Origin of the sequence: Rhodohalobacter sp. 8-1 (assembly GCF_038150125.1) — a bacterium.
GTDB lineage: Bacteria > Bacteroidota > Rhodothermia > Balneolales > Balneolaceae > SW132.
This window is the reverse complement of sequence record NZ_JBBVMF010000004.1, coordinates 131,087-154,625: the sequence shown is the minus strand read 5'-3', so window position 1 is coordinate 154,625 and position 23,539 is coordinate 131,087. Positions and strand designations below refer to the sequence as shown.

General features: G+C 46.0%; 22 protein-coding genes. 18 read left to right on the top strand and 4 right to left on the bottom strand.

Translation table 11 applies throughout. From position 1 onward, the window contains the following. Positions 1–13: 13 nt before the first annotated feature. Positions 14–1,102 (bottom strand): hypothetical protein, encoded by a 1,089-nt coding sequence (locus AABW11_RS05295; RefSeq protein WP_340103747.1) that lies wholly within the window; start codon positions 1,100–1,102, stop codon positions 14–16. Between the two features lie 227 nt (positions 1,103–1,329). Between AABW11_RS05295 and AABW11_RS05290 the strand changes: the two genes are divergently transcribed. Further along, positions 1,330–2,406 (top strand): 6-phosphofructokinase, encoded by a 1,077-nt coding sequence (locus AABW11_RS05290; RefSeq protein ID WP_340103746.1) that lies wholly within the window; start codon positions 1,330–1,332, stop codon positions 2,404–2,406. Between the two features lie 382 nt (positions 2,407–2,788). Here the strand turns inward: AABW11_RS05290 and AABW11_RS05285 are convergent, their stop codons facing one another. Beyond that, positions 2,789–3,598 (bottom strand): hydroxypyruvate isomerase family protein, encoded by an 810-nt coding sequence (locus tag AABW11_RS05285; protein WP_340103745.1) that lies wholly within the window; start codon positions 3,596–3,598, stop codon positions 2,789–2,791. 570 nt (positions 3,599–4,168) lie between these two features. On the opposite strand from AABW11_RS05285, the gene AABW11_RS05280 reads away from it, so the two are divergent. After that, entirely contained in the window at positions 4,169–4,384 is a 216-nt protein-coding gene (locus tag AABW11_RS05280) for a DUF3185 family protein (RefSeq protein WP_340103744.1), read from the top strand. A gap of 10 nt (positions 4,385–4,394) precedes the next feature. Here AABW11_RS05280 and AABW11_RS05275 read toward each other — a convergent pair whose 3' ends face one another. Then, positions 4,395–4,757, bottom strand: a complete 363-nt coding sequence (locus AABW11_RS05275) for a DUF971 domain-containing protein (protein ID WP_340103743.1) — start codon at positions 4,755–4,757, stop codon at positions 4,395–4,397. A 73-nt stretch (positions 4,758–4,830) separates the two neighbouring features. On the opposite strand from AABW11_RS05275, the gene AABW11_RS05270 reads away from it, so the two are divergent. Continuing rightward, positions 4,831–5,544 carry a hypothetical protein gene (locus AABW11_RS05270; RefSeq protein WP_340103742.1) on the top strand — a complete coding sequence of 238 codons (714 nt, stop codon included), beginning with the start codon at positions 4,831–4,833 and terminating at the stop codon, positions 5,542–5,544. A gap of 142 nt (positions 5,545–5,686) precedes the next feature. Here the strand turns inward: AABW11_RS05270 and AABW11_RS05265 are convergent, their stop codons facing one another. Further along, positions 5,687–6,100 carry a CoA-binding protein gene (locus tag AABW11_RS05265; protein ID WP_340103741.1) on the bottom strand — a complete coding sequence of 138 codons (414 nt, stop codon included), beginning with the start codon at positions 6,098–6,100 and terminating at the stop codon, positions 5,687–5,689. Between the two features lie 99 nt (positions 6,101–6,199). Here AABW11_RS05265 and AABW11_RS05260 point away from each other — a divergent pair, with 99 nt between their 5' ends. From AABW11_RS05260 to ftsA, 15 genes are all read left to right on the top strand, one after another. After that, positions 6,200–6,631 carry an FKBP-type peptidyl-prolyl cis-trans isomerase gene (locus tag AABW11_RS05260; RefSeq protein WP_340103740.1) on the top strand — a complete coding sequence of 144 codons (432 nt, stop codon included), beginning with the start codon at positions 6,200–6,202 and terminating at the stop codon, positions 6,629–6,631. A 114-nt stretch (positions 6,632–6,745) separates the two neighbouring features. Next, complete coding sequence (locus AABW11_RS05255; RefSeq protein WP_340103739.1) at positions 6,746–7,903, top strand: THUMP domain-containing class I SAM-dependent RNA methyltransferase; 1,158 nt, start codon at positions 6,746–6,748, stop codon at positions 7,901–7,903. Positions 7,904–8,386: 483 nt separating this feature from the next. Further along, a complete protein-coding gene (locus AABW11_RS05250) occupies positions 8,387–8,596 on the top strand; it encodes a hypothetical protein (RefSeq protein WP_340103738.1) in 210 nt (69 codons plus the stop codon). Positions 8,597–9,688: 1,092 nt separating this feature from the next. Then, the gene (mraZ, locus tag AABW11_RS05245; protein WP_340103737.1) at positions 9,689–10,153 is read left to right on the top strand and encodes a division/cell wall cluster transcriptional repressor MraZ; all 465 of its coding nucleotides are present in this window, start codon (positions 9,689–9,691) and stop codon (positions 10,151–10,153) included. Between the two features lies 1 nt (position 10,154). After that, on the top strand, positions 10,155–11,075 hold the full coding sequence (gene rsmH, locus AABW11_RS05240; RefSeq protein WP_340103736.1) for a 16S rRNA (cytosine(1402)-N(4))-methyltransferase RsmH: 921 nt from the start codon (positions 10,155–10,157) through the stop codon (positions 11,073–11,075). Beyond that, positions 11,072–11,527, top strand: a complete 456-nt coding sequence (locus AABW11_RS05235) for a hypothetical protein (RefSeq protein ID WP_340103735.1) — start codon at positions 11,072–11,074, stop codon at positions 11,525–11,527. Before rsmH ends, AABW11_RS05235 begins: the two co-directional genes overlap by 4 nt. Positions 11,528–11,533: 6 nt before the next feature. Continuing rightward, complete coding sequence (locus AABW11_RS05230) at positions 11,534–13,684, top strand: penicillin-binding transpeptidase domain-containing protein (protein ID WP_340103734.1); 2,151 nt, start codon at positions 11,534–11,536, stop codon at positions 13,682–13,684. Next, the gene (locus tag AABW11_RS05225; protein ID WP_340103733.1) at positions 13,681–15,168 is read left to right on the top strand and encodes a UDP-N-acetylmuramoyl-L-alanyl-D-glutamate--2,6-diaminopimelate ligase; all 1,488 of its coding nucleotides are present in this window, start codon (positions 13,681–13,683) and stop codon (positions 15,166–15,168) included. The genes AABW11_RS05230 and AABW11_RS05225 overlap by 4 nt, the downstream gene beginning before the upstream one ends. Beyond that, positions 15,168–16,304 carry a phospho-N-acetylmuramoyl-pentapeptide-transferase gene (gene mraY / locus AABW11_RS05220; RefSeq protein ID WP_340103732.1) on the top strand — a complete coding sequence of 379 codons (1,137 nt, stop codon included), beginning with the start codon at positions 15,168–15,170 and terminating at the stop codon, positions 16,302–16,304. Before AABW11_RS05225 ends, mraY begins: the two co-directional genes overlap by 1 nt. Next, on the top strand, positions 16,301–17,662 hold the full coding sequence (murD, locus tag AABW11_RS05215; RefSeq protein ID WP_340103731.1) for a UDP-N-acetylmuramoyl-L-alanine--D-glutamate ligase: 1,362 nt from the start codon (positions 16,301–16,303) through the stop codon (positions 17,660–17,662). The genes mraY and murD overlap by 4 nt, the downstream gene beginning before the upstream one ends. A 72-nt stretch (positions 17,663–17,734) precedes the next feature. Then, positions 17,735–18,889, top strand: coding sequence for an FtsW/RodA/SpoVE family cell cycle protein (locus AABW11_RS05210; protein WP_340103730.1), 1,155 nt, complete (start codon positions 17,735–17,737; stop codon positions 18,887–18,889). Beyond that, positions 18,889–20,049, top strand: coding sequence for an undecaprenyldiphospho-muramoylpentapeptide beta-N-acetylglucosaminyltransferase (gene murG / locus AABW11_RS05205; RefSeq protein ID WP_340103729.1), 1,161 nt, complete (start codon positions 18,889–18,891; stop codon positions 20,047–20,049). The genes AABW11_RS05210 and murG overlap by 1 nt, the downstream gene beginning before the upstream one ends. Further along, the gene (murC, locus tag AABW11_RS05200) at positions 20,042–21,454 is read left to right on the top strand and encodes a UDP-N-acetylmuramate--L-alanine ligase (RefSeq protein ID WP_340103728.1); all 1,413 of its coding nucleotides are present in this window, start codon (positions 20,042–20,044) and stop codon (positions 21,452–21,454) included. Before murG ends, murC begins: the two co-directional genes overlap by 8 nt. Before the next feature lie 4 nt (positions 21,455–21,458). Continuing rightward, the gene (locus AABW11_RS05195) at positions 21,459–22,199 is read left to right on the top strand and encodes a cell division protein FtsQ/DivIB (RefSeq protein WP_340103727.1); all 741 of its coding nucleotides are present in this window, start codon (positions 21,459–21,461) and stop codon (positions 22,197–22,199) included. A 40-nt stretch (positions 22,200–22,239) separates the two neighbouring features. Then, the gene (gene ftsA, locus AABW11_RS05190) at positions 22,240–23,496 is read left to right on the top strand and encodes a cell division protein FtsA (protein WP_340103726.1); all 1,257 of its coding nucleotides are present in this window, start codon (positions 22,240–22,242) and stop codon (positions 23,494–23,496) included. Positions 23,497–23,539: the final 43 nt, after the last annotated feature.

The following is a 23,539-nucleotide window of genomic DNA, read 5'->3' as shown; positions in this document are numbered from 1 at the left end:
TTTTTAATAATTACTACTTCATATTTCTGCCAAAAGGAACAGAAAACGTTTTTAGCATATTTTTTTCAGACGCGTCTGGCACCTCCGCAATCCATGCGTAGGTTCCGGGCTTTAAATTAACAGTGTAGTATGCCGTACTTCCTTCCGTCATCTCCATGGCTCCACCAAGAAACGTGGTTCCTTCCGGTGAATTATCAATAAACGCATCCGGATCAGACCAATCCATCCATGCTTCCAGCTCGCTCAAAAGTGCCGAATCATACCCGTCATCAAAACGAACCAGTTGCACGTTATGACCAACTAAATGACCATAAATGGCCTGATCTTCGTAATTTATAGCAACCGTATGCTTACCTGGCCGCACAGATTCCGGGTGTTCGATACCTTGCTGAGATGAGATTGAAACTTTCATCGTAGCTCTCGGTTCACGCTCTTTGGACGTTTCACCAGTTACTTCCAGCATCGCAAGCATACCGTTAAAAGAATGAAACTCACCATTTTCATCTTTAACGTAACATTCGGCAATATAAAGACCTTCTTCAAGGTAGACAGTCGTTTGTGACGTGGTGCCGGCCGCGGTAATTCCGGGACCTCCCATGATGACTGCGTCGGGAAACCACGGTGCCGAACTCAATACGGCTCCGAACAGATTATTTACGAATGTACCCCACCCTATCGATCCTTCGAAATACGGATTCCACTCTGTCTGAAATGGGTATGTGACCGTATCATACCAGTGGTCCAATACAGACTGATTTGCATTCGATGCAGCGTCTATTGCTGCCTCTGGAACTTCATACAGCAGAAAGAAATGATCTGCGTGCGTAGCATTTGTCAATTGAAAACGAGTCCAACCCTCTGGAACTTTATCAATATTCAGATCAAATGTGTGCAGGTTTGCATCATGATCGTGTCCTGTTGTGACTTCCACAAGATTGCCCCCCCCTTTTACAACCAGTTCGGAGGCTTCAGGAGAGAACTCCTGCTGGGATATTGTATCAGAAATGGTGCTTTGTGATTCGTTACATGAAGATACTATAAAAGCAATCAGACATATACTTGTCACCACAATGAAAGTTGTTACTATTTTTGTATTGTTCATAACTTCTCCGGAATTTGAATGAAACATTTAGTTCACATCGATAATAACTGATCCCTCTTTGTTTCCTCCGTTTTGACTCTTAGATGGCATCTAAGAGTCATTTACTGTCTACATTATGCTTAAATTTTCAACCTCACTACAGCCAATTGAAAGTTTTCTCTTAACATCATCTTTAGTATTCCTATTTTGAATTGATCTAAATCTACTTCAATCACAAACATCTTTTTATGAAAATAGCTATCAACACGGGCGGTGGCGATGCACCGGGATTAAATGCAGCAATCAGGGCGGCAACACTGGCGGCTCACCGTTTAGGCTGGGAAGTCGTTGGCATAAAAAACGGCTACGGATCTCTCTATTCCGATAACCCATTCATTCCTCTTACAGCGGATAAGGTAAGAGGAATTACTATGCTTGGCGGAACCATTCTCGGCACAGCCAATCGCGGAAATCCGTTTCAAATGCCCTACCAAAAAGAGGATGGCAGCTGGGGACTTGAGGATCGGTCTGATGAAGCAGTTGAGGTATTCAAAAAACATAATGTTGATGCGCTAATCGCTATTGGCGGCGACGGATCGATGAAGATTGCTCACAAACTTACACAAAAAGGACTCAGAATTGTCGGAATCCCAAAAACAATTGATAACGATATCTGGGGCTGCGATGTCACGCTCGGGTTCGACACCGCGGTGTCCACAGCAACCGAAGCGATCGACAAACTCAGAACCACGGCTGAGTCTCATCAACGGATTATGGTTGTAGAAGTAATGGGACGATATGCCGGCTGGATTGGCCTTCACTCCGGCCTTTCAGCTTCAGCTGATGTGATCCTTATTCCCGAAGTTGAATATGAGTTTGAGCCGATCATCAGAAAAATAAAAGACAGGGAAGCACGCGGACGCATGTACACAATTGTTGTAGTAGCTGAGGGCGCTGTTGAAAAAGGCGAGTCTCACTTTGTAAAAGGTAAAACTTTAGGTCAGTCTGAGCAGCTTGGAGGTGCGGACGAATATATAGCAAAAACACTGAGCGAACAGACGGGAAAAGAGTCGCGCTCCATCGTGCTTGGGCACCTGCAGCGCGGCGGTACACCCAGCACATACGACCGGCTGATTTCCCTCAGGTTTGGAGCTGCTGCAATCCGTGCCATTGCCCAGAAAGATTTCAACAAACTGATTGTGATGCAAAAAAACTGCATCACACGCATCCCTATTTCTGATGTAGCAAACAAAATGAAGTTAGTCCCATTAGATGGCGACACCATCCAAACCGCCCGTGACATTGGTATCTGTATGGGGGATTAGTTTTTTGGGTGTTGCATCGAAGAACATCAGTCTTATGCAGTTTTAGTTTTGATGCGTTATTGGCTGCCTTTGCGGAATAGGTTGAGGCTGAGGGAGGTTGATTCGAAGAACCTCAGCCTTAGTAGTCTTATCAACGGATATAAAGCTAGCTGCCACATCACAATAGGTTGAGGCTGAGAGGAGCCGTAACAAAGAACCTCAGCCTACAGTAATCTTTTCGTTGTCGCATGATGGGCTGCCTTTTCGGAGAAGGTTGAGGCTGAGGGGAGCCGAAACAAAGAACCTCAGCCTACAGTAACCTTTTCGTTGTCGCAGGTTGGGCTGCCTTTGCGGAATAGGTTGAGGCTGAGGAAATTTAGCAACAAAGAACCTCAGCCTCATTCTAAACATCACACCGTCTCACAGCATCACGCAACATCGCTAAATTTTCTTCTGTTGATTCCTGAGTCGGAATAAACTCTTGTGCAACGTATCCATCAAATCCGACATCAACAATGGCTTTCATAATAGCCGGGTAGTAGAGCTCCTGGCTTTCATCAATCTCATTGCGGCCGGGAACGCCTGCCGTATGGTAGTGGCCAAACCACTGGTGGTCCTGGCGGATCGTTCGTATGATATCGCCTTCACTGATCTGCATGTGATAAATATCGTACAGCAGCTTAAAGTTGGGTGATCCCAATCGCTTGCAAAGCTCAACCCCAAATGGTGAGTTATCAGCCATATAATCCGGATGATTGACCTTACTGTTGAACAGTTCAAGCTGAATAATAACGCCGCGGCGCTCAGCATGACCCATAATCTGCTCCAGGCCGGCTACACAATTTTGAAGGCCCGTTTCATCATCCATTCCACGCTTGTTGCCAGTAAAACAGATCAGATTTTTATAACCTGCATCCGCCACAAGATCTATGTGTTTTGTGTAGCTCTCAATAAGCTTGCTATGATAATCGGGCTCGCACCATCCTTCTTCCAGGCTGATTTCCGCACCATTACACATCGATGAATCGATTCCGTGTTCTTTCAGAATATCCCATTCAGCCGGCCCCACCAAATCGATTGCTGAAAATCCGATCTCTTTCACGGCCCGGCAAAGTTCATCTAGCGAAAGCCGGCTAAATATCCACCGGCACACGGAGTGATTAATATTTCCATTCAAATCAAGCGGATCGGCATTTTTTCTGTTAGATGTCATAGACGGCAGTGAACACAAAATGATGAGACACCGGCTCCCACCGTATCTGCCGACAGTAGGCTGATCATCTCTTTTCGGGTGATTGAATTCATAAAGCAGGTTAGTTTAAAAGGTCTGTGCTTTTAAAAAAGCTAATGAGAACCAGTAAGCCTGGTATGGTATCGCTAATAAAAATATCATATAGCCCAGAACGAATTCGAGGTGAGTTTTTCGAAGAGTCGAGTCTTACTGGATAATCTTATTATTCACGGGTAACTCAACCAAAGATTCGCAAGCTACAACTTGCCATTAACACGATACTATAGCTAATGTAGATAAATGAGATCGCTTTATGAAACCTGACTTTTTTCCACGTTGAGGTGTGCTTCAGCTCGTTCTTCTCCGAGAGTATGAATCACAACCCATTCACATCCAATATTATTTTTTCGGCGATTGGCAGTCCCAAATGCATCTCGTTATTAGCCACTGTTTTTTATAGAGCGTAAATTATATTCCAAAAGTGTCACGAACGCTCATACGAGCAGATGGTGTTTAAACTAACATATATGCAACGTTGATCACTAATTCCCTATGATCCACAAAAAAATTATTTCCTTACTTTTTCTTCTGCTGGGGATCACGCTGCTCTACATCGGTATTGAAGAAATTTACCTGCTGTCAACCTACCTCAACAAGCTCATACCTATCAAACCGGATACCGAAACCCGGCTGATGATTATACTCGGTGCTGCTGCATCAATTTCAGGATTTGTGGGGATCATTCGTGACAGAGCAATTGAGGTATGATACCTCAGATCTATGTCTCGTTCTTCTCAAGCCGCTGAACAGCTTCATCCATCTGTCTCAGCAATTTCCAGCGGTACATCCCGGCATTGTGGCCGTCGTTCCAGCTGATTTTCAGTGCGTGATTCCCCACCGTTTCCGCATTCACAACCTTGTACTCCCGGGTGGGCTCAACCCTGAACAGCTCAGGTTCAAACCGTCCCATTTGATCATGGCCGCCCCGGCACTCCACACAGGGACAATTTTTGCGGAGTCCAAATAATGAAAACTCGCTTTTATGGCCATCCGCCCATTCTACCGTCAGTAGTTGATCTGAATTACTGACGTCAATCGACTTTGGTTTATACTTTTTTTCCACTTCTTTGATCGGCTCCATTGAATCTTTGAATTTCAGTTGCGGTTCACGGGTTCGGTGTTTAACATTATCACTTTAAAGATACACTCTGTTTATGTGGATTTATATCATTTTCTTATCGGCTCTTTTTATCGGCGGACTTTATACCGGTGAACGTCCATTCTTTCAGCTCAGAAAACTGACGACCTCCATGGTCCTCAACATCTCTCTGGTTGTGCTTGTTTTCTTCACAGCCCTGATGATCGCTTTTATTGTGGGCGTTTTTCCGCAATCCATTGCTGCCCCCATGATGGCCGGGCTTTATATTCTGCTGGCTGGTTTCTTTGCCGGGTATGCATTTCGCTTGTACAAACTTCGCTCGGATAGCGGTACGATTCTCTATCAGAACCGGTCGTTCTGGATTGATCACGCTCCGAACCTGCTTGCCATCGGGCTGATTGTTTACGGCATATACCGCACATCTGTTCTGACCGACCTGCCCATCACCGGTATTCGATTTTCGTCGGGCATGTCGCTGATCAGTTTTGGAATTCTCGGGTGGACGCTGAAAGTAGTACCGGAGTTTCGATCAAGCGGTATACTTTTTCTGGATCAGTTTATTCCATGGAAAAAGGTACTCTCATGGCGATGGCACACAGATGATGTGGTGCTGGTGGAATACATCCAATCAGAAGAGAAAAATGAAGATCGCATCAAACAATTTGTAACTGCGATTCCCCCGGATGAGAAAAAAGAGATTGAGCTTGTATTAAAATCCAAAATGGATGAGTTTGCCGATCAGCGCAGCGAAGAACTGATGGGCGATTGATTACCTCGTCTGACGATTGCCTTTTTCGTCTGACGAGTTTAACAGGCTTGGAATTTAGTCATAAAGCACTCTCGGACTCTGCCAGGAACTCTCCGTCAGCCGACGGATCGTTCTCTGGCAGGTCCTCAAATAAAAGTAAAATCTACAATTCACCCTCAATTCGCCGGTGCTCCACCATCAGGCAGCGGTTTTCCACGTACTCAAGTCCTGCGTCATCTGCCAGCTGTTTGGCCTCCGGCGTACTCACATTCAGCTGCGTCCAGATGACCGGTTTTTGACCGGATTCTTTACTCCACTCCACAATCTGCTTCACCATTTCAGCCGTATATTTCTTGTTCCGAAAAATATCAACCATGTCAATGGTGATATCATCGGGTACATCAAAGATAGTATCGTAGCACGCCTCGCCAAGAACCTCCGTTTCATTCGGGTTGATGGGGATCATACGAAAACCGGCCCTTTGAATGTAGCTTGCAATATGGTGGCTCGTGCGATACGTGTTGGAAGAGCACCCGATGATTGCAACCGTTTGAATATCTGTAAATATATTTTCCAATGTGATAAGAGTATCTCAAGTAGTTTAATATTCGATATTTAGCCAATAAAACGATATCTTTACATAATAATTAAATTGTAAAACAAACCAAGGATTATTTTGTCTAAAGTTAAAGACGGAGATACCGTCAAAGTACACTACACAGGAACATTGAAAGATGGATCAGTTTTTGATACATCTGCAGAACGCGAGCCTCTCGAGTTTAAACTTGGAGAAGGACAGCTCATTCCCGGTTTCGAGAAAGCCGTCATTGGAATGGAAGAGGGAGAATCCACAAAAATTGACATCCCGGTTGAAGAAGCATACGGGGAAGCCCGTGAAGACCTGATCATTAATGTACCCAAAGATCAGCTTCCTGAAGATGTGGAGCCGGAAGTTGGAATGCAGCTCCAGGTAAATCAGCCTGATGGTCAGCCCGTACCCGTACGTGTTGCTGAAATCTCGGATGAGGAACTGACGCTGGATGCCAACCATCCGCTTGCAGGTAAAGACCTGCAGTTTGAAATTGAAGTGGTTGAAGTTAAGGATTAATTCCCGCCACTTGTATTACTACATTTTCCCGTCTGTGATGACCACTGGATTTTTTCCTTCATCGCAGCCGGGATTTTTTTTGCCCAACAGTTATAATGTCTACAAGTTTTTCCCATGGCTGATTTCTCTTTTAAACGAACTGTCCGTATCACCTGCCCGTTTGGTATGGCCCAACATCTTGAAACCGAAATACGAGACTTAGGCTTCACCCCTCTTGAAGTTTCCGAAACGGGAATTGAAATTTCAGCATCACTTACCGATACTATTTCGCTGAACTACTGGCTGCGTACCGCCCACCGGATTCACGCGCTCATTGCTGAAACCGGTCATAAAGATCCGGATGAGTTAAAAGACTGGCTTCGCGATATTCCTTGGGAAGAGTGGATTGAGGGTGACGGCTATTTTTCGGTCACCTCACGGGTGGATCACTCTGATATTGAAAACAGTCAGTTTGCCAACCTCATCACCAAAGATGCGGTGGTTGACCGAATGCGATCGGCAAACGATCAGCGTCCCGATACGGGATCGGACCTTAATAAAACGGTCCTGTTTCTTTACTGGAATGACGATGTTGCCCGTATTTTTGTTGATACGTCCGGTGAATCACTCTCCCGGCGCAACTACCGGACCGAAAATGTGTCGGCTCCAATGCAGGAAACGCTTGCGGCCGGAATCATCCGCTCAACAAAATGGGAACCGGGCCAGCATTTCATCAACCCAATGACCGGCGGCGGAACACTGGCTATTGAAGCCGCCCTGATCGCCATCAACCGTGCACCGGCATCCTTGCGTAATAACTTTGGGTTTATGCACGTCAAAGGGTTTGATGAAGACGCTTATTACGCGGTTCGTAAGTCAGCCAAAGAAGGTGTCAATAAAAACCCTGGAGGTCAGATTATCGCATCCGATATTGACCCGGCATCTACTGAAGCCGCCCGACGAAATGCAACAACGGCGGGCGTAGATCATCTTATCACGTTTGAAACCTGCGACTATTCTAAAACGACGATACCCGACGGAAAAGGCGTGGTTGTGATGAATCCGCCGTACGGCATTCGGCTAGAACCCGGCGAAGATCTTCGGCCCCTTTACGCTGGAATGGGAGATTTTCTGAAGAATGAATGCGCCGGTAAGTTTGGATATGTGTTTACCGCTAATAATGCGCTAAGCAAAAAGATCGGCCTGCGAAGTAACAGCCGAACCCTGTTTTATAACTCCACCCTTGAATGCCGCCTGCTGGAGTATGAGATTTATGAAGGGAGTAAAAAATAGCGTCCCCTCATCCGCTGGCTTCCCGCCATCGGATGAGTTGGTGAGGCGGGACGCGGGGAAAGACATGGCATGTTTACGTATTGACCAGAACTCAAGTTCTCTCCGAAAACATGCTATGTCTACGTTGCTCATATTTCTTATTCATGGACCTTACAATGTAGTTTGAGGCAGATTTCAAATGATCCACGGGAGAAACATGCTATATCTGTCTCTCACGAATCAGATTTTAGTGTCAAAACCAGCTAAGAGTCCAGATTGTCATGCTGAGTTTGAACAGACATACCATGTCTTGTTCGATATTTCGCCGATTTGACAGTTCGACAGTTCGACAGTTCGACAAAATTACCTGCCTAATTTTCATCCGACATTCCATGTACTTTGGGGAATTCCAGCTAAACACGAAAGGCCTGATGTGCTCGTTACAGCTTACAGACCGGACCCTAATCTTTGGAATGAAGATTTCACCAAACGCAAAGAGAATCTATGAAGAAAAAGAAAAAATACGTACATGCCGGTAGCTATGTCGGTGAATTGGAAGTGAAAATAATTCACGATGATCATCCCTGGGCCCCCTATCTAACAATAGAGGATGCCAAAAAATTAGACTTCGTCAAATCTGCACTGAAAAAAGAGAACCTCGCAGATGCTTCAAAATTTGGGCGTATTTACAAACTTAAACCTGTTACTTTGTAAAAACCTCAATCCGCTGGCATCCCGCCACCGGATGAGTTGTGTAAGCTCGGATTTAGTTAAAGAAGATTTCATAGTGATGCACGGGAGAGACATTGCATGTCTGTCTTTCACCCATCAGAGTTTGATATCAAAACCAGTTGAGAGATAAATTTACTTACTGAGTTTGAATAGACATACCATGTCTTTCTTGCCATAACAATTCAACAGTTCAACAATTCGACAATACTAAATGAACCTAAACTCAGATTTAGTTAAAGCAGATTTCATAGTGATGCACGGGAGAGACATTGTATGTCTGTCTTTCACCCATCAGAGTTTGATATCAAAACCAGTTGAGAGATAAATTTACTTGCTGAGTTTGAATAGACATACCATGTCTTTCTTGCCATAACAATTCGACAGTTCAACGATTCGACAATACGAAATGAACCTAAGCTCGGATTTCGTTAAAGCAGATTTCATAGTGGTGCCTGGGAGAGACATTGCATGTCTGTCTTTCACCCATCAGAGTTTGATATCAAAACCAGTTGAGAGATAAATTTACTTACTGAGTTTGAATAGACATACCATGTCTTTCTTGCCATAACAATTCAACAGTTCAACGATTCGACAATACTAAATGAACCTGACATTCATCGGATGACAGGAAGTCATCCGATAAAGATCCCCTCTCAAACGATCGGCTAAACTTAGAAATTATCTTCCTGCCTGAACTTACATTAGCAGATCAGTATTCACTTGCAATCACGCTTGTTTATACCATTTTACCCTGCCAATAACTGTAATAACTCTCGTTAAAACAACTATTTTTGCAATTCTTCTTTTTCACAAGCTCATACTCTTCCATTCTCTCCCACTAAGTCCCCCATCAAGCTAAAACAGCCTTCTAAGCATATAGACAGTGCTTTTAAATATTATTATGCGTCATACTACAAATACATACACATTACAAAACATTTTTCTTGACAATTTACGGCGGGTTGAGGTACATTGTGGTGAGAAGTGGGAGATTGTGGGGAATTATTTAGCAAGTTCCGAAAAAGCCACAGTCGGCATACAAATTTAGCAATATAACTAACCGGTAACCTACTCGTGCCAAGTTTCAAAGGGGAATTCGAACATAGTGTAGACAGTAAAGGCCGTGTGGCCTTCCCTGCTAAGCTGCGTAAAGCATTGAGTCCCCAGGCAAACGAGCAGTTCACTATTCTTCAAGGCATTGAACCCTGTATATACTTATATCCCAACGACGAGTGGGAAAAAGTCGAAGAGAAACTCGCCCAAATCAGTAGTTTCAGCAAACGCGGACGTACAGTTAAACGTAATTTCCTGCGATCTGCTGAAGATCTCTCACTCGACAAGCAGAACCGTATCCCCATTCCCTCCCACCTCAAAGACTATGCTGGAATTGACGGCACTGCCATTTTTATTGGGAACGGTGAGATGATCGAAATCTGGTCGCCTGAGAAACTTGAAGAAATTGACTCCAACCTTAGCATGGATGCTTACGAAGAGATGTTTGAGCAGGTAATGAGCGGCAATAACCCAGAGGAGGATTAAGTTGAGCTATATTCCTCACGTTCCGGTTTTACTTAAAGAATCTATTGAATATCTCGTTACCGATCCTAACGGAATTTACGTTGATGCAACCCTGGGGGGCGGCGGGCACAGTAAAGAAATTTTATCGGCTTTATCTGATGACGGGCGTTTGTTTGGCCTTGATCAGGATGCAGAAGCACACAAAGCGGCGGCTCTGAAAATTGGCGACGATTCACGCTTCACTCCTATTTCCGGAAACTTCGGGTACCTGAAAACATTGATTAACCCAGATCTGCACGGCAAAATCACTGGCATCTTCTACGATCTTGGCGTATCAACCCATCAAATTAAAGAGGGCGATCGAGGCTTTAGCTTTATGGAGGAAGGCCCGCTTGATATGCGAATGAGCGCTCTTACCGGGCTTACAGCACACCAGGTTGTAAATGAATATAGCTACGAAAAACTTCGGGACATCATATTTCACTATGGAGAAGAGCGGTTCAGCCGTGAAATCGCCCAGGAAATCATTAGTCGCAGACCCCTCGAAACAACTCATGATTTAAGAGAAGCTGTATCAAGCGTTGTATTCGGCAAACACACCATCAAATCTATTGCGCGTGTTTTCCAGGGCATTCGGATTGAAGTGAATCGAGAGCTTGATGTTTTGAAGGAATCACTCGAACAGGCGATTGACATTTTAAAAATGGACGGGCGCATTGTAGCGATCTCCTATCACTCACTGGAAGACCGGATTGTTAAAAACTTTTTCAAGAGCGGTAATGAATCAGGCAAAATTGAGAAGGACTTTTACGGGAACCCTCAAAATCCGCTCACTCCCATCACAAAGAATATTGTAACCCCGTCAGAAGAAGAGATTAAAGCTAACCCGGCGGCCCGAAGTGCCAAACTTCGTGCTGCGGTTAAGACAGGAGAATCAGAATGAACTATATCAAATCACCTCTTCAGGAAAAGAAAAAGAAGCCAAACCGACGAACGGTTATTTCCGGTGGTGAACCGGCAAGACGCAAACGCCGGTCAATTTTTGATTCATCAAATAGCGGATCGGCCTCACAGAATTACGGAACCCGAAAGTCAGCAGAAAGTGGCAGGAAAAAATCAGCGCTACCCGCATTCGCGCCCTGGAAAATGATTTTAGGGTGCATGGTTGTCGGAGTCTTTGGTCTCATGTATATCAATCATGTGTTTAGCACACAGCAGACGCTCTTAGAAGTTCAGCAGCTTGAAAACAATTTCAATAAGACTCAACGTATTTACAACGAACAGCGGCTTGAATACGATCGTATGATCGGGCCAAAAGAAATTTACCAGCAGGCACGTGAACAGGGCTTTGTAAATGCAGGCCCTGCAGACCAAATTATAACTATAAAACCCTGAATCTGAATGAAACAGCGTACGTCCATTATGAGCCGGATGTTTATCCTTCTGGGATTGCTGTTTCTATTGCCATTTGCTATAGCTATACAGCTATTTCGCGTGAATGTTGTTGAAGGCGATGGACTTAGGGACTTATGGAACTCCCAGGCAATAGACTATATCGAAATTCCTGCACAGCGTGGAAACATTTTCGACGCTAACGGGTCACTCCTGGCTACCAATTCCGCAGTTTATAAAATTGCCGTTGATCCATTTGCGCCCGGCACAACCCGTGATGACCTAAAAAATGTAGGAACGGTGTTGAGCCGGCATACCAACCGGTCTGCAAGTTATTACCAAAATAAAATCAGAACCGCCCCTTCAAATTCTCGATATATCGTTCTTGAACGAAGCATTTCCGTTCAGGCCTACGAAGATATCCGTGCTCTGGACATCCGGGGCGTTATCCTGGAAGAAGAATATAAACGAACCTATAACTTCGGCACACTGTCTGCCCATATTCTCGGATATGTCAATCACAACATCGATGGCATGACCGGCCTTGAAGGCAAATATAATAAGCTTTTAAAAGGCGAATCAGGCCTCCAGCAAGTGCGTCGTGACCGATCAAACCGGATTTTTGCTTTCGTCGGCGCACCCCGTCAGCAACCGCTCCAAGGGTATTCACTCCACACTACGATCGATTCTTATATCCAGGCGATTGTTGAGGAAGAGCTCGAAGAAGGCATCAAACGCAACATGGCAAATCACGGCAGTGCCATTGTTATAGATCCCAAAACCGGCGCTATAAAGGCGATGGCTAATTACCCAACATTTGATCCAAATTCTCCCGCTGCTGCTGAATCAGAAAACCGGCGTAATTATGCTGTTTCCGACATGTTTGAGCCCGGTTCTACATTTAAGCTTGTTACAGCCGTTGCTGCAGTTGAACAGGGCGTTGTTGATTTTGATGAAATCTTTGAAACGCCGGAAAACGGGCGTGTTCAAATTCATGGACAGTGGATGCGTGACCATGATCCGCTGGGTAATCTCACATTTAAAGAGACGATTGCAAAATCCTCAAATATCGCTACGTCCGAAATAGCGATGCGTCTCGATCCAAAAACTTACTACCAGTACGCGCGAAATCTTGGCTTTGGAACGCCCACGAATATCGATTTGAATAACGAAATTGGCGGCCGATTGCAGAAACCATTTGAATGGAGCGGCGTGACGCTTCCGTGGATGTCCATTGGTTACGAAGTACAGGCTACATCACTCCAGATTGCACAGGCCTATGCCGCATTCGCCAACGGCGGGGAGTTGATGAAACCATACATCGTCAGTCACATTACTGATGAATATGGCCATGTTCTGGAGAAAACAAATCCATCAACAGTGCGTCGGGTAGCCAGCAAATCAACTATTAAGAAGCTTCAGCCAATATTTGAAGCGGTTGTCACTGACTCAGGAACAGCTGAATGGGCAGCCGTTGATGGCTTGCGAATTGCGGGAAAAACCGGGACAGCCCAGAAATACATCAACGGACGATACACCAGTAACTATCGGGCTTCATTTGTCGGTTATTTCCCGGTGGAAGAGCCATCTTATGTGGTTTTGGTGATGCTGGATGAGCCAAAAACGAGTTACTACGGCGGATTTACGGCAGGAGCTGTTTTCAAAGAAATTACGACCCGGATTGCCGGGCTTGATGAAACAATCAGAAAAAGTTTTTCGCCGGGCGATACATTCGCAAATTCTGACTCTTTGATTACACCGCTCCTCAAAGGTCAGCCTGCATCTTCAGCGACATCTATTTTAGAAGCAAACGGATTTGCTTATAAAATCTCTGGCTCAGGATCGACTGTCACAGGACAGACACCGGCCGCATCAGAAAAAATTGAGCGAAACTCTTTTATCGAATTACAGTTGGGAAATGTAACAGATAACACATCATCAGACGATATGGTAACCATTCCCGATTTAAGAAATATGAATATGAGGGGAGCGACTGCCGTGCTTCACAACCTTGGCCTTAAGATTGAACGCATTGGGTCAGGAACAATCTACAACCAGTTTCCGCTTGCTGGTGAAAAGATGCGTCCCGGGCGTACCGTGGTGGTTCGGGGAAAGGCTCAATCAATGGAAAATGTAACTCAAATGGCCTCGCAAAAATGACATTTTCCGAACTCATAACATTTTGTAATCCCGTATCTGTCATCGGCCAGGGGCCGAATGAGATTGGAATGCTTTGCCAGGATTCCAGGAAGATTACACCGGGCGACACATTCATCGCTATTCGCGGCATCTCTTCGGATGGCCACAAGTATATCAAAAAAGCTGTGAAAAATGGCGCAACGGTCATTATCTGTGAAGAAAAAACCACCGATCTTGAAAACGTTGTGCAAATTATTGTAAAGAATACACGATCTCTTATTGGCCCCCTTGCCCAAAAAATGGCTGGCAATCCGGGTGATGAACTTACGATTATTGGTATCACCGGAACCAACGGAAAAACCACGGTTGCAACACTCATCTGGCAGGTATTGACGGATTTAGGCCAGCCTGCATCTCTGCTCGGAACCGTTGAGAAGCGATTTAACAGAACTCAAAGTGCAGACAGTGCACTCACCACGGCCGATCCCATTGAAATTGCCGGAGACATGAAGAAAATGGTTCAAATGGGCAGTAAGTTTCTGGTGATGGAAGTGTCGTCCCATGCTCTTGCACAGCAAAGAACTAACGGAATTCCATTTTATGTGGCTGTATTTACGAATCTAAGCCATGACCATCTTGACTACCATAAAACTGAGAAACACTACGCCAAGTCCAAAAAGAAACTTTTTGATTCTCTCGATGCGACGGGCTGGGCTATTACAAATGTAGATGATCCATATGGCGAGTGGATCACGAAAGATACTGCCGCCAAAGTGATTGGCCTCTCATTTGAAAAACATAATACGGTCCAGGCCGACATCGTGAAATCGGATGCGTCGGGTACGCAGATTGATATTGAAGATTTACAGTTGAAGACGTCTCTCATTGGTAAGTTTAATGCTTATAATGCCGTACAGGCAGTTTTAGCTCTTACTGCACTCGGATTTGACGGTTCACATATTGCCGAATCTTTTCAACGTTGCACAGGCGCACCGGGCAGAATGGAACGGGTAAATGAAAGCCCGGAACCTGTCGGTGAACCCATTGTAGTGGTGGACTATGCACACACGCCCGACGCTCTTGAAAATGTGAGTCAGACGCTTGCAAGCCTCAAACAGGAAGGACAGAAACTGACTATACTCTTTGGATGCGGAGGCGATCGTGATAAATCGAAGCGCCCGAAAATGGCAGCCATAGCAGAAAAGTATGGCGATCGCGTGATTGTAACATCAGATAATCCGCGATCTGAAGATCCGGAAGCAATCATAAAAGATATTCTTGCCGGATTTAAAGACTTGTCGGCTATCCACCATAATTCGTCACGCAAGGAGGCCATTGAACAGGCGATTCTTGAGGCAGGTGACAACGATATCGTACTCATTGCAGGTAAAGGACACGAAACCTACCAGGAGATCAATGGCGAACGGTCTCATTTTGATGATCGTGAAGAAGCCCGTGAAGCACTGAAGAAACGGGCCTCCTCGAAAACCGCGGGAGGCGACTGATGCTATACGAGCTTATTTCTTACCTCGATCAACATTTTAGTCCCGCCGGATTTGGCGCATTTGAATTTATTACGACGCGGACCGCGTTTGCAGCAGCTACGGCTTTGATAATCAGCCTGCTGATTGGCCGAAAAATCATTCAATGGCTCGAACGGATGCAGCTTCAGGAAACGATTCGTGACGATATCGGCCTGGATACCCATCTTGCAAAAGGAAAAACACCTACGATGGGTGGTGTCATTATTATTTTAGCGACTGTTATCCCCGCCCTTCTCTGGATGCGTATGGACAGTATTTACACGTGGATGATTGTATTTGTGATGGTCGTCCTGGGCCTGGTTGGGTTTATTGATGATTACATTAAAGTTGTGAAAAAAGATAAGAGCGGCCTTCACGGCTGGTTTAAAATCGCCGGCCAAATTTCCGTGGGATTGGTTCTTGGTGCGCTCCTTTACTGGTGGCCTGAATTCCAGGATTTCAACACACTGTCGACTGTACCATTTTTGAAAAACGTGAACATTGATTACGCGTTTATTGGCGAGACACTGGGCTGGCTGATTTACATTCCGGTGGTAATTTTGGTAATCACAGCGGTGAGTAATTCAGCAAATCTAACCGACGGCCTCGACGGACTTGCGGCCGGAACATCAGCCATCGCCGGACTCGTACTGGGCATTTTTGCTTATGTATCAGGCAACTTTAATTTTTCCAACTTCCTGAACATCATGTACCTGCCCGGTACCGGTGAGCTTACCATTTTTGCAGCATCCCTGGTTGGGGCCTGTCTTGGATTTTTATGGTACAATACCCATCCCGCATCTGTTTTTATGGGAGATACGGGATCGCTGGCCCTCGGCGGCGCACTTGGCTCTCTCGCGCTGATGATACACAAGGAGCTCTTGCTGCCTATCATTTGCGGAATCTTTTTTGTCGAAGCTCTTTCTGTGATTATTCAAACCACGTGGTTCAGATATACCAAGTGGAAATACGGTGAAGGACGCCGCGTATTTTTAATGACGCCGATCCACCACCATTTTGAGAAAAAAGCATGGCCGGAATCCAAGATCGTTGTTCGATTCTGGATCATCGCCATACTCCTTGGAATTATCAGCCTTTTAACCTTGAAACTGCGATGAAAGATGTCAGTGGAAAACATATTGTTGTGGCCGGCGCTGCCCGCAGTGGTATAGCGGCTGCACATCTGCTTTCAGAAAAGGGCGCAGATGTGTTTGTGACGGACACTGGTCCAATCGCAGAGCATATCAAAGAAAGGCTGGAAGAATCCAATATTCCGTTTGAAGAAAAAGGCCATTCGGATAAGTCAGAAAAGGGAGATTGTCTGGTGATTAGCCCGGGTATTCCCTCCGACTCTGAGATTGCAAAGGCCTACATCAACAATAAAAAGAACATTTATTCCGAACTGGAAGCTGCGTCGTGGTTTAACAAGAACCCAATAATTGCCGTGACTGGCAGCAATGGTAAAACCACGGTTGTTAACTGGCTGAATGATATTTGGGACGTTGCCGGAAAACCCCATTCATTGGCCGGCAATATAGGGACGGCTTTTTCTGATGTGGTTTCTAAAACAGATGGAGACACTGATATCCTGCTTGAAGTGAGCAGTTTTCAGCTCGACCATATTGATACGTTCCGTCCCGGCGTAAGCATGATCCTGAATATCACGCCGGATCATTTGAACCGCTATGAGAATAGTTTTGAGAAGTATGCGAAATCAAAATTCAGAATAACAGAGAATCAGAGATCTGATGACTGGTTTATTTTCGACGCCGATGACCCGGTTCTGTCTGAATTTTCCAAGACTCTGTCGAAACAGAAGGCTTCACCCCGACAGCTTGCATTTTCACTGATAAATGAAGTTGACGAGGGAATATTTCTGAAAGATGGAGCTTTGATCCTCACGCTTAATCAAAAACAACAAACACTCATGGAAATAAACGACGTAGGCTTACCCGGCAAACATAATCTAAAAAACGGAATGGCAGCGGCACTGGCAGCCCGGGCTTATGAAATAAGTAATGATCATATTCGCGAATCACTTAAACGGTTCGAGGGAGTTGAACACAGGCTTGAGCTCGTGCGAGTGATCAATGGCGTGAGCTACATCAACGACAGCAAAGCCACCAACATTAACTCGGTATGGTACGCGCTCGACAGTTTTAAAATGCCAATCGTTCTTATTCTCGGGGGGCGTGACAAAGGCAATAACTACTGTGAACTACAGTCGCAGCTGGTTGAGAAAGTTCACACCATCATTGCTATCGGTGAAGCAACAGAAGCAATCAATAAACAGCTGGACAACGTGGTGCCGGACATCATAAATGCAGACTCACTTGAAGATGCGGTTAATATCTCTAAAAAGCGTGCAAAACGAGGTGAAATAGTACTTCTGAGCCCAGCCTGCTCCTCATTTGATATGTTTGATAATTACGAGCACAGAGGCAATACGTTTAAAGAAATCGTCGATCAACTTTAACAAAATCACAGTAAAACTAAACGGAATACAACCATTTTATACACATCACCAAATAGCAATTTGAGCAGCATCATGGGCACAGCGCCCGAGGAGATGGAAACAAAAGGACGCCAGAGCGACCGCGTACTTCTTGTATCTGTCATTATTTTGATGATGTTCGGAGCCATGGCCGTTTACTCCTCTATTGCCTATTTCGCGCAGAGTCATAATACCACGGCCGGCAGTTTGGTAACCGGTCATATCATCAAATTGGGCATCGCCTTTTTTGTGATACTGGTCGTGTCGAAAATTGAATATTCAACCCTGGCAAAGTTCAGCAAGTTTGGCCTGATTATCAGCTGCATACTACTTGTGGCCGTCATGGTGATGGGAGACATGGTATTTGGTGCCCGCCGGTCGCTTTCTGTTGCCGGTTTTTCTTTTCAGCCGTCATCACTTGCCGCCGTCACGCTGATCGTTCACCTTGCCGTGCTGATCTGCAGAAAGCAAGATTACATCAAAGATTTTAAAACATCCTTTTTACCCATCATGTTTTGGGTATTAACCACCTGCTTTCTTATTGCACTTGAAGACTTTAGTACCGCTGCACTTTTGATGGGAATCTGCCTCTGTATGATGTTTGTAGGGCGAATGAGCATGGTTCAGCTCTCCGCTTTTGTGCTGATTGGATTGATTTCGGGAAGCGCACTCATCATGACATCACCCGAACGGCAGAGCCGCGTTGAGCAGTACGTTGAACAAATTACAGACATTAAAAACGAATCCTTCGAATCCTCAGCAGGCTACCAGGCCCAGCAGGCTCACATCGCCATTGCCCAGGGAGAAATTTTTGGCGTGGGTGTGGGCAAAAGCACGCAGCGGGATTTCCTTCCGGCACCTTACAATGACTTTATTTTTGCAATTATTGCAGAGGAGTATGGAATGGCCGGTTCGTTTGCCATCATCCTTGTGTTCTGTGTGATCCTGATTCGCGGCATAGCAAAAGTGGCTAGAAATGCCCGGGATTTACTCGGCACTCTCATCGCTTTGGGAGCCACGCTGATGATCACACTCTACGGTTTTGTAAATGCCGCGGTGGCAACGGGACTCTTTCCGGTGACCGGCCTCCCGATGCCGTTCGTGAGTTATGGCGGCTCCAGCATGCTGTTTACAGGTGTGATGGTTGGCCTGCTGCTGAATATTTCCAAACATAATCTAGATAACGAAAAACGCTTTTACGTCGGATAGTGACAAGCACGAAACAACATATCGATGCCCCATCGGGCAGCACCCTCAACCCTCTCCGTATTCTTTTAGCGGCAGGTGGTACCGGCGGTCATGTGTACCCGGCGATAGCTATTGCAGACGCGGTAAAAGGAGTGCGTTCTGACTCTGAGATTCTTTTTGTAGGCACACGGGACCGAATGGAATGGCAGGCGGTGCCGAGCGCCGGCTACGATATTAAGAGTGTCTGGATTAGCGGGTTTCACAGGCGACTCACGCCACAAAACCTGCTGTTTCCGGTTAAGCTGGTAACCAGCCTGGTGCAAAGTTTTTCAATTTTAAAACGATTTAAGCCTGATGTAGTGGTTGCTTGCGGCGGATTTGCTGCCGGTCCCGTAGGCTGGGTGGCAGCAAAACTGGGAGTTCCTCTTGCCATCCAGGAGCAAAATAGCTACCCGGGCGTCACCAACAGAATTCTTGCGAAACATGCGGTCAAAATTTTTACAGCTTTTGAAGCTGCTGAACAGTATCTGCCCGAGAATAAAATTGAACTGACCGGCAATCCCGTTCGGAACAGCCTTAAAGTGAGCGACAAGCAGGACGCCCTGGACCACTTTCGATTTTCTGATGACAAACCTGTGCTCCTTATCCTTGGCGGAAGCGGAGGAGCTAAAGCGCTCAATGACGCCATGGCCGAACGGCTTGATGAACTGCACGACGAGTATGAAATTCAGATTATCTGGCAGTGCGGGGAAAAGTATTACAAAAATTTATCAACCAGTATAAATGAAAAGGAGTATCCGAACCTGAGACTTCTTGGCTATATCGATGACATGCCGGCGGCATACGGTGCTGCCACACTGGTTTTAACGCGGGCAGGCGCGAGCACGTGTAGCGAGCTGATGATCATCGGCAAACCATCTGTACTGGTTCCGTCACCAAACGTGGCCGGTGATCATCAAACCAAAAATGCCGCCGCAATGGTTGACGAAGGCGCATCAGTCCTGATTTCAGAAGAAGAGCTATCAGATGCGATAACTAATAAAGTGCCGGCGCTGCTAAAGGACGATGAGAAGCTACAAAATATGTCGCAGGCAGCTTTGAAACTTGCCAAGCCAGACGCAGCAAACCAGATTGCAAAACAATTATTTGAACTCGCGAAACGCAATAATTCACATGAGTAAAGAAATTCAAACACAACCAGTATTTGGACGAACCCGCCATATTCACATGGTAGGTATCGGTGGAATTGGTATGAGCGGTATCGCCGAGATTTTGTTGCTTCGCGGCTATATTGTATCCGGCTCCGACAGCAGCGTGTCTGAAACCACGGAACGGCTGAAAGAGCTCGGAGCAACGATTTATCCCGGACATGATGCATCCAATATTGAAGGGGCCGATGTTGTGGTGTACACAAGTGCCGTAAAAGCAGAAGATAATGTAGAGACGAGTGAGGCAATGTCGCAGCAGATTCCGGTGATCAAACGCTCGGAAATGCTGGCCGAGCTGATGCGAATGAAATACGGGATCGGGATCGCCGGAACACATGGAAAGACCACGACAACGACCATGGCCGGTCATGTGGTTCAGGATGGAAGTTTTGATCCCACAATTATAGTAGGCGGACGCGTACACAGTTTTGATAAGACCAATGCCGTAGTCGGAAAAGGCGATATTATTATAGTTGAGGCCGATGAATACGACCGTACATTTTTGCGCCTCTCCCCTTCCATGGCACTGATTACCAACATCGAAGCGGAACATCTTGATATTTACGAAGATCTTGATGACGTGAAAAACGCATTTATCCAGTTTGCAAACAAAGTGCCGTTTTATGGCGCTGTGATTGTTTGCCTTGATGATGCTAACGTCCGGAGCATTTTGCCCGAAATCGAGCGGCGCACTATCAGTTACGGGTTTACGCCCCAGGCGCAAATTCGGGCGATTGATATTGAGCGCTCTGCATTTGAGAGTACATTTACGGTCCTTTTTGAGGACGAAGTCCTAGGTGAAGTCACCGTAAAATCACCCGGGGAGCATAACATTAAAAATGCTCTCGGTGCCGTTGCCGTGGGGCTTGAACTTGGCATGGAATTTAAGGATATCAAAAGCGGACTGGAGCGTTTTCAGGGCGTATTTCGACGTTTTCAGCCCAAACTCGACACTGAAAAGCTGATTGTGATTGACGACTACGCGCATCATCCCACAGAAGTAAAAGCGTCGATTGAAGGTGCACGAAAAGGATGGAAAGACCGCCGGCTGGTTGCTGTATTTCAGCCACATCTCTATTCACGTACGGAGCAGATGTACAGGGAATTTGGCCTGTCGTTTTTTGATGCAGAAGTGCTTGTGGTTACCGATGTATATCCGTCACGGGAACAACCGATTGAGGGCGTCACCGGTAAGCTCATTTCCGATACAGCCAAAGAGTACGGGCATCGCGATGTACACTATATAAAAGACAAAACAGAACTGCCCGGCAAGCTCAGCGAGATTGTGAAAGATGGCGATATCGTCATCACCATGGGGGCCGGCGATATTTACAAGTATGGCGAGCAATTTGTAGAAATGATCCAGAAAGGTAACTGAGATATTGACTAAACAAACATCACATAACATAGCAAAGATGGGCCGTGGCACATGGTCTGCGATTGCACTAATGATGCTGGGACTTGCCGTAGTAGCGGGATTCTATTTTGAGCAGAACACGCGTATCTCTGCCGTTGAATTCAGCGGACAGGAATTCACGTCTGCAGATCAGCTGGAGGATGCGATGGTTTCACCTGTAGGACTTTTGGCTGACAGCGTGGATTACGAAAATATTTTTGGTTCACTGCGTGAGCTGCCTTACGTGAAAGATGTTGCCGTACGAATGTCTTATCGGGGAACACTCACGATTCAGATTGACGAGCGACAACCGATCGGTCTTCTGGCCGGAAAGCCGACTACTTATTTTGATGAAGCTGGGATTCAGTTACCTGCCCAATCCGGAATATGGGTAGATGTACCAATCGTTTACGGATTTAAACAAACAGCACCGGGCGATAGTCTTACCGGCCGGGATTTCAATCAGGTGAAAGACTTTTTGATCGCGGCGAAAAATGAACCATTCGGATGGACCACACTGAGCGAGGTTGCATGGAGTGAAACCGAAGGTGTGGTTGCGCTCAGTAGTGAAAACGGTGTTAAACTTATGTTTGGCCGGAATAGGTTTGATCAAAAAGTAACTCACTGGAAAGCTTTCTATCAGGATGTGGTGACCCACAAAGGAATAAATTCATTCAGGACAGTAGATTTAAGATTTCGCAATCAGATAGTGACAGATGAATTATAAAAAGAAAAATTTAGCAACTAACGAACCGCTGAGGTGACTAATGGAACAGGAAAATGAACGAATTGTAGTAGGGCTTGATATCGGTACAACCAAGGTTTGTGCTGTGGTTGCATCAATTAACGAGCAGGATAAAATCCATATTCTCGGCGTGGGCAAAGCGCCAAGTGACGGGCTGAACCGCGGTGTGGTGGTCAACATCGACAAAACAGTAAACGCTATCAAAAAGGCAGTTGAGCAGGCGCAGCTCGCGTCGGGCATTGAGGTGAACTCTGTCAATGTGGGAATTGCCGGCGATCATATTCGCAGCATCCGCAGTAAGGGCGTCATCACCATCAACAATAAGGATAAAGAGATTACGGTAAAGGATGTGGAGCGCTTGCTTGAAGACTGCCAGCGCATCATGCTCCCCCCTGATCAGCAAATTATTCACGTGATCCCGCAGGAGTTTGTAGTGGATGGTCAGGACGGCATCAGTGATCCTGTTGGCATGAGCGGCATGCGGATGGAGGCGGAAGTCCACATCATCACAGGCCTTGTATCCGCAGCTAAAAACCTGTACAGATGTGTGGAACGTGCAGGATACCAGGTGGCTGATATTATCCTTGAACCGCTCGCAAGTTCGTATGCGGTCCTTGATGATGAAGAGAAAGAAGCCGGTGTGGCGCTGGTCGACATTGGCGGTGGCACAACTGATCTGGCCGTATTTCAGGACAATACCATACGTCACACGGCCGTGATTGCCATAGCCGGTAAGAAGGTAACTGACGACATCAAAGTGGGGCTGAGTGTCCTTGATGATCAGGCGGAAAAACTGAAACACGAATATGGGGAGAGCTTCGTGGACTTAATTGAGCAGGACGAATCCATTACCATCCCCGGAATAGCCGGCCGCCCCCCAAAAGAGATCACAAAAAGCATTCTGGCTAAAATTATTCAGGCCCGGATGGAAGAAATTCTTGAAATCGTAGCCATTGAAATTAAACGAAGCGGATATTCTGAATCACTTAGCGCAGGCATCGTTATTACAGGCGGTGGATCATTGATCAAAAATGTGTGCCCGCTTGCCAACGAAGTCCTGGGCATGGATGCCAAAATCGGCCGGCCGCTTGGCCTTGCCGGCGGACTCACTGACGAAGTTGACAGCCCGATTTATGCTACGGGTGTGGGACTTGTTCTGCACGCGCTCCGAACGGGCGAGACAAATGAACCACTTGCCGGCAGCCACAAAGAGAAAAGTGTGGAGCATGTGATGAGCAAAATTACCGATAGGATGAAAACATGGTTCAAAGAACTTTAGCAATCAGCATAAACAACCTGGTTCCAAGATTGAGAGATCTGTT